Here is a 5848-nt window from a genome sequence, read left to right as displayed (position 1 = left end):
ATGCTGTTGCGGCGAAGATAGTTGAGGGGTAGCCCTCTGCAAAAATAGCTCGGTGCCAGGTTTGTATTACAAAACAGAACAGAGCCTTCCTACACTTCAGGAGGCTCTGTTTTGTTTCATGGGTAGATGTATGGGGGGCAAATCCCACTCCTGTTCATATATCTATGAGAAAAGCAGAAAACCCGCCAATTGGCGGGTTTTTTCGGATGAAAGAAACCTTCGAGCAACTTAAGCCGGGGTAAGCGAGACTTTGTCCTTAAACGCTTTTCCTGCTGAAAAGGCGGGTACTGTTGTTGCCGGGATCGTAATTGTTTCGCCTGATCGGGGATTGCGCCCTTCTCTGGCCTGGCGATCGCGGGGTTCAAAGGTGCCAAATCCGACGAGCGTTACTTTCTCGCCATTTGATACAGCTTCCACAATTACATCCAGGGTTGCAGTCAAAATTTCATCTGCTTCCCGCTTGGTTACTCCGGCTTTGGCTGCGATCGCATCCACTAATTCGCCTTTGTTCATATCAAGCCCTCACAACGTTGACAGGAATTATAGTACATCAGATCTAAGGCAACAATGATAATGCATTAGATCTTTCAATTGGTTTGGCAAATTATAGCAACAGAAACTGGGTTTGCGTCTCTAGAGACGGCAAAAATAATACGTTTTGAAACGGGTTGTGAGAGTTAGGTGATGCGGGTTTTCAGAAAGTTCAATCGGCAAGTTGAAACGATGGTTGCCACCATCCTAAAGATAGAAGCTGCACAAAAAATGTAACGCTTCTCATGATTTGATCGATAAAGTAATTTCAGTGATAGTTAATATGTCTTGCGGGAAGCTACAGGCAAGAACTGATCCGCATCGATTGGCCTGTTTGAATGCTACGCCCTTTAGCCGCACACACTAATCAGTATCAATTTTGTCTTCAAGGATGTCTTACAGCAGTTCTCAATCGAGTAAGCCACAGTCTCACCAAGATGGGTGCGGGGTGTAGGGTTTGGGGCGTGGTGAATGCAAATGAAGATGGCTATCAGTAGGTTGAGTATTATTGGAACTGTCTCTCTAAACGACTAAAGGATGTGCAGTAGACCGATTGCCCTATTGTGGGGTACTGTTTTTGCCAAGCTTGGATGAGATAAATGGGTTTCTAGAAAACCTCTTTGTTTTTGCTTCTGACCTGCTCGTAGAGTACTTCCATTGCTTCAATGAACGAGTTGTCCCGGTGCCAGAATGCGGGAAAGTCACCCTGCTTTTTCACGGGAATACCCGGAACGAGCGTTTGGGGTAACGGTGCGATCGCCTGTGGCAGACGTTTTGCGCCTTGCCAGAAGTCTCGTAGTCCATCAATGGTTTCTACAGAGAGCGTAGCAGGAGAGGTGTAATAGGTCGAAACGGCCTGGGGTGGACGTTGGGCAAACTGTAGCTCCGCAGAGAGTGCTTGACCTAACGGCGATTTAGCCAGTTCTGTATGGAGAGCCTCCCGTGATAGCCCCCGTAGCTCAAACAGCAGAAACGGGTCACGATCGAGTTCTTTGGCAACGAGGTAGTAGACTCCTGCAATGTGTTTGCAAGGATTTCCCCAATCTGGACAGGAGCAATGGGAATCAAAGTCTTTTTTGCTGTGGGGCAACAGATTCAAATCCAGGGTGTTAAAGGCATCCTCAATGTTGTTGGGGATTTCATTGAGCAATAGTCTAGAGATTAAGCTGGCTTTAGAGGCAATAAAGGCGATCGCGGCAGCCCATTTTGCAGCACTGATAGGCTGAAACTCAATCACGGTTGTGTATAGCGGCTCTTTGTACACACCATAATAAGGGTTCACCGATCCTCTTACTTGGGCGGTAACCGTGCCGTCTTTGATGTCAAAGCTTTTGACTTTTCCGTTACTGGCATAGGAGCGTCCTCGTCCTAAACGTCCTGGGTCGGTCAAGGGTTCTATTGCTGCAATGAATTCTTGTCCCCACCAGGTTCGACTAAAGGTAGCCATTGGTATCCTCCAAAGATTTAGAAAGTCAACCAGCTAAAGAGTTATGTAGCGGTTAGATTCATACTTTTGTTACTGTGCTCATGACTTTATTCCAAAATTGCACTCTTATTTAGCGCAATTAATGACTTAAAGGCTTCATTGTTCAGTTCCGTTAACCATGACTCATCAGCGCCCACGATCGCCCCAGCTAGCTTTTTCTTATCTTCGATCATTTCGTCAATCCGCTCTTCCAGGGTGCCGATCGCCACAAACTTGTGGACGAATACATTCTTCTTTTGACCAATGCGAAAGGCGCGATCGGTGGCTTGATTTTCCACTGCCGGATTCCACCAGCGATCGAAATGAAACACATGATTGGCCTTGGTTAGTGTGATCCCCACTCCCCCTGCCTTCAATGACAGGACAAAGATAGAGGGTTCTGTCTCTGGATCTTGAAACTCGGTTATCATCTGCTCTCGTTTTTTGCGAGATGTGCCACCGTGCAGGTAATAGGTATTGTAGTGGCAGACGTGGCGCAGATATTTCTCCAAGGCGGCACCCATCTCGGTGAACTGCGTGAAGATGAGCATACTCTCGCCCTCGTCCATTACCTCTTCTACCATTTCGCTCAGACGAGTTAGTTTGTGCGATCGCTCTGGTGTAAACTCGCTGGCATCCTGAAGAAACTGCATCGGATGATTGCAAACCTGCTTGAGCTTGGTCAATGTTGCCAAAATCAACCCTTTGCGGTGGATGCCCTCAACCTCTTGCAGCTTTTGTTCTACATCTTTAACGACTGCTTCGTACAACGACGCTTGCTCCTTGGTGAGATTGCAATAAAGCTTTTGCTCTACTTTATCGGGCAGATCTTTAATGATGGATTGATCAGTCTTGACTCGACGCAAGATAAACGGCTCCACCAGTTTTTTCAGGGTGGTGGATTGCCGAGGATCATTGTTTTTTTGAATCGGCAGTTCAAAGTTGCGGCGAAACTGGGTTTGATTGCCCAAATACCCCGGATTGAGGAAATTGAAAATAGACCACAGATCCAGCAGGCGATTTTCGATTGGAGTGCCGGTAAGCGCCAGCCGATGCGGAGCCGAAAGCTTCAAAATAGACTTAGTTAAGTTGGCTTTAGGATTTTTGATATTTTGCGCTTCATCCAGCACGATCCGGTGCCATTTGACCCCGCTAAACAGCTTGGCATCTTTGCGTGCCAGGGCAAATGAGGTAATCACAATATCGTTTTCACGACACGCCTGCTTGAATTCCTTGGTTTCCTTGGCGCGTTGATTGCCATGATGAATCACAGCGCGTAGGTGTGGCGCAAACTTTTGAATTTCGTGAAACCAATTTCCTACTACCGAGGTTGGCGCAACTAACAGCGTGGGCGGCAGATTTTTCACTTTGTTTTGGGTAGCCAACTCCCGTTCCTGCATCAGGCGGGCAATGACCTGAACGGTTTTACCCAGTCCCATATCATCGGCCAAGCAGCCATTGATACCCAACTCCTCCAGATAATGTAACCAGGCTACTCCCCGCTTCTGGTATTCGCGTAATGTGCCCTGGAAGTCTTGAGGGTTCTCCACAGGTACTAGCTGGCTCTTATCACTCAGTTTTGCCAGCATGTCTTCTAATGCGTCACCGCGATCGACCTCCAGTTCCAGGTCATCTTCTTCACCTGCGGTCAGCTTCAAAAAGTCCAACAGGCTCAGTTCTGGATTGTCTTTCTGCTGCGTTTTCCAAAACTCCAGCATTTGCCGCATCTTGTCTTGATCTAGCTCTAACCACTGGCCGCGAAACTGCACCAGCGGAGTTTTGGCATTGACCAATTGGTTCCATTCCTGTTCATTGACTGGCTCACCGCCGATCGCCAATTCGTACTGATATTCCACTAAATTCTCCAATGAGAAGTAGCTTTTTGCCTTATCTTCACCCCCCGTCAATGATTTGCCTTTTGCTTTCAGTCGCACTTTGGCGCGTTGCCGTCCCTGTGGTGTCCACCAGGCGGGAACAACGACTTTATATCCGGCATTTTCCAACACCCAGGCCGTTTCTTTGAGAAAGTCAAAGGCCGCATCCAGACCGAGAAAAATTCCTACGGGCTGATCGGTTTCTAACCCCTGCCACAGTTGGGGATAAATCCGAGCGGCATAGCCAAGGTTCATCAACAGATGTTGTTCAAAGTTGTCGCCTAGCTGTTTTTGTAGCTGCTTTTGTTGTTTGCCCTTCATCCGCCAATAGTCGTTGAGCGAGACGCGTAAGGATGGGTCGCTTTTGGGTGCGACCTGAAATTGGAGCTGCCACGCCTCTTCTGGATTGGACGGATCTTGAAGCTGGAAGCAAAGATGAAAATGAACGTCTGTTTGAGTGCGGGTGATGCGATCGCGCCATGCCTGCCACTGTTGATATTGCTCCAGGCGATCGATGTCTTGGCGAAGACTGCTGTGGGGTGAATGTAGACAGTTGTAAAGAATGGAATCAGCGATCGTCTTTTCAAACGCCTGGGTCAAATAGGTGTGGCTGACAATATCCGTGAGGATACATTCCGAAAAATGCCGCAGTAGCGTAGTGCGATCGTAGAAGTGGGGCGTTTCTGGTGGTGTTGAGAAGCCTGCAACACAAATCAGCGGCATGTATTCGACATACTGCTGGACGGTCGTTTCGTACTCTTCACCAATGAATTCCCAGCCGGGATACACTTCAAAGGTGCTGTTGGTTGAACCGGATGCAGAGGACTTGGTTGTCGCTGGTTCCGCTGAAACGGTTGTCGTTTGAGCTGATGCCCTGCGCGTTTTAGTCTTTCCGGCAGATCGCATCAGCTTTGTTTCCTCTGGCTTGGCGGCAGCGTGAGCTGATGTGCGCTTTGAAGTAGTCGATTTTGCGGTCGATTTCTTGGTCGTCTTTGCCGCAGGGGCTAACTCACGGTATTTCAACGCTGGAATGTACTGGTCTTTAAAGATGATCCGCTTTAGCGCTTGCGTGTAGTGAAACCAAAACAGCAGATCGGCTCCCAGTTGAATTTCTGCTAAATTATGGAGCGCAATGAAATGTAAGTCGTTGAGCAGACTAATAACGTTGTTAACCCGAGCGTAACCGTGTGTCCCTGTCTTGACGCTAGCAACCGTTTTGTAGCAATCAACCTGCCAGTATTGCATGTCGAATGTGTCGGGAACTTCTTCTTCTAAATACCGGGACAGTTCCAGTGAGGGTAGGGGTTGATTGTCAACGCTGGGTAGCAGAAAGTAGTGTGGCGAAATCAGGTCTTCTGGCTTGCGGTGCGATGCAGGCTGAACGCCCAACTCCTGAGTGAGCAGTGCAACAAAATCGGCTGCAACCAGTTGCCAGGGATGCCGCTGGCTTGGCTTACGGAACCGCTTTCGTTCTGTCGTTTCTACCCAGAGACAAAAAGCCCCATTTTGAACAAATCCGTCATCTGCCTGAGGAATCCAAGTGCCGTGAAGAATTTTCATGGGAAAACACTACTCTAGAAGTGCCTTGCGTTTAGAGTACCAAAAGTCTTCATTAATGTGGTGCGATCGCCCCAAAATATCGATGATTAGATGTTGAAATCTAGAAAATGTGCCGAAATTACCCGTATTTCTCAACAGTTTGGGTGACGCGATCGCACCTCGGTTCTAACAGCAACGAAGCGAGCAAATTTAGGCAGATCCTTTAAATTTAGGACTGGAAGCAAAATCATACTCGAATGCAGCTCATTCCCTGTTAAATCTACGGATTTAGACAGATGACAGCTTCTTCTGAGCAGCGAAAACTATAACTCAACTGGTTAACTGTCACCCTGGTTGACTGCCTCAGTGTTATTGACATAGGCTCAGTCTGTGTCTACTTATCCCTATTGACATGACCGTATCTCCACCTCCACCCCCC

At 48.0% G+C, this 5848-nt stretch carries 3 protein-coding genes; all 3 read right to left on the bottom strand.

Annotated elements, in window-relative coordinates; genetic code table 11:
• Positions 1-228: 228 nt before the first annotated feature.
• Positions 229-513 carry an HU family DNA-binding protein gene (locus IQ268_RS31645; protein WP_193887403.1) on the bottom strand — a complete coding sequence of 95 codons (285 nt, stop codon included), beginning with the start codon at positions 511-513 and terminating at the stop codon, positions 229-231.
• Positions 514-1138: 625 nt separating this feature from the next.
• Positions 1139-1978: an SWIM zinc finger family protein gene (locus tag IQ268_RS31640; protein WP_193887401.1), complete on the bottom strand. Its 840-nt coding sequence runs from the start codon at positions 1976-1978 to the stop codon at positions 1139-1141.
• An 86-nt stretch (positions 1979-2064) separates the two neighbouring features.
• Positions 2065-5430 (bottom strand): SNF2-related protein, encoded by a 3366-nt coding sequence (locus IQ268_RS31635; protein ID WP_193887399.1) that lies wholly within the window; start codon positions 5428-5430, stop codon positions 2065-2067.
• Positions 5431-5848: the final 418 nt, after the last annotated feature.

The organism is Oculatella sp. LEGE 06141 (assembly GCF_015207605.1).
Classification (GTDB): Bacteria; Cyanobacteriota; Cyanobacteriia; order Elainellales; family Elainellaceae; genus Oculatella.
Note: the sequence above shows the minus strand (reverse complement) of the source record. Positions and strands in the feature narration are given on the sequence as shown.

Excerpts from the sequence above, each read along its gene's own strand:
- IQ268_RS31645 (WP_193887403.1), bottom strand. The coding sequence starts at position 513 with ATGAACAAAGGCGAATTAGTGGATGCGATCGCAGCCAAAGCCGGAGTA.
- IQ268_RS31640 (WP_193887401.1), bottom strand. The coding sequence starts at position 1,978 with ATGGCTACCTTTAGTCGAACCTGGTGGGGACAAGAATTCATTGCAGCA.
- IQ268_RS31635 (WP_193887399.1), bottom strand. The coding sequence starts at position 5,430 with ATGAAAATTCTTCACGGCACTTGGATTCCTCAGGCAGATGACGGATTT.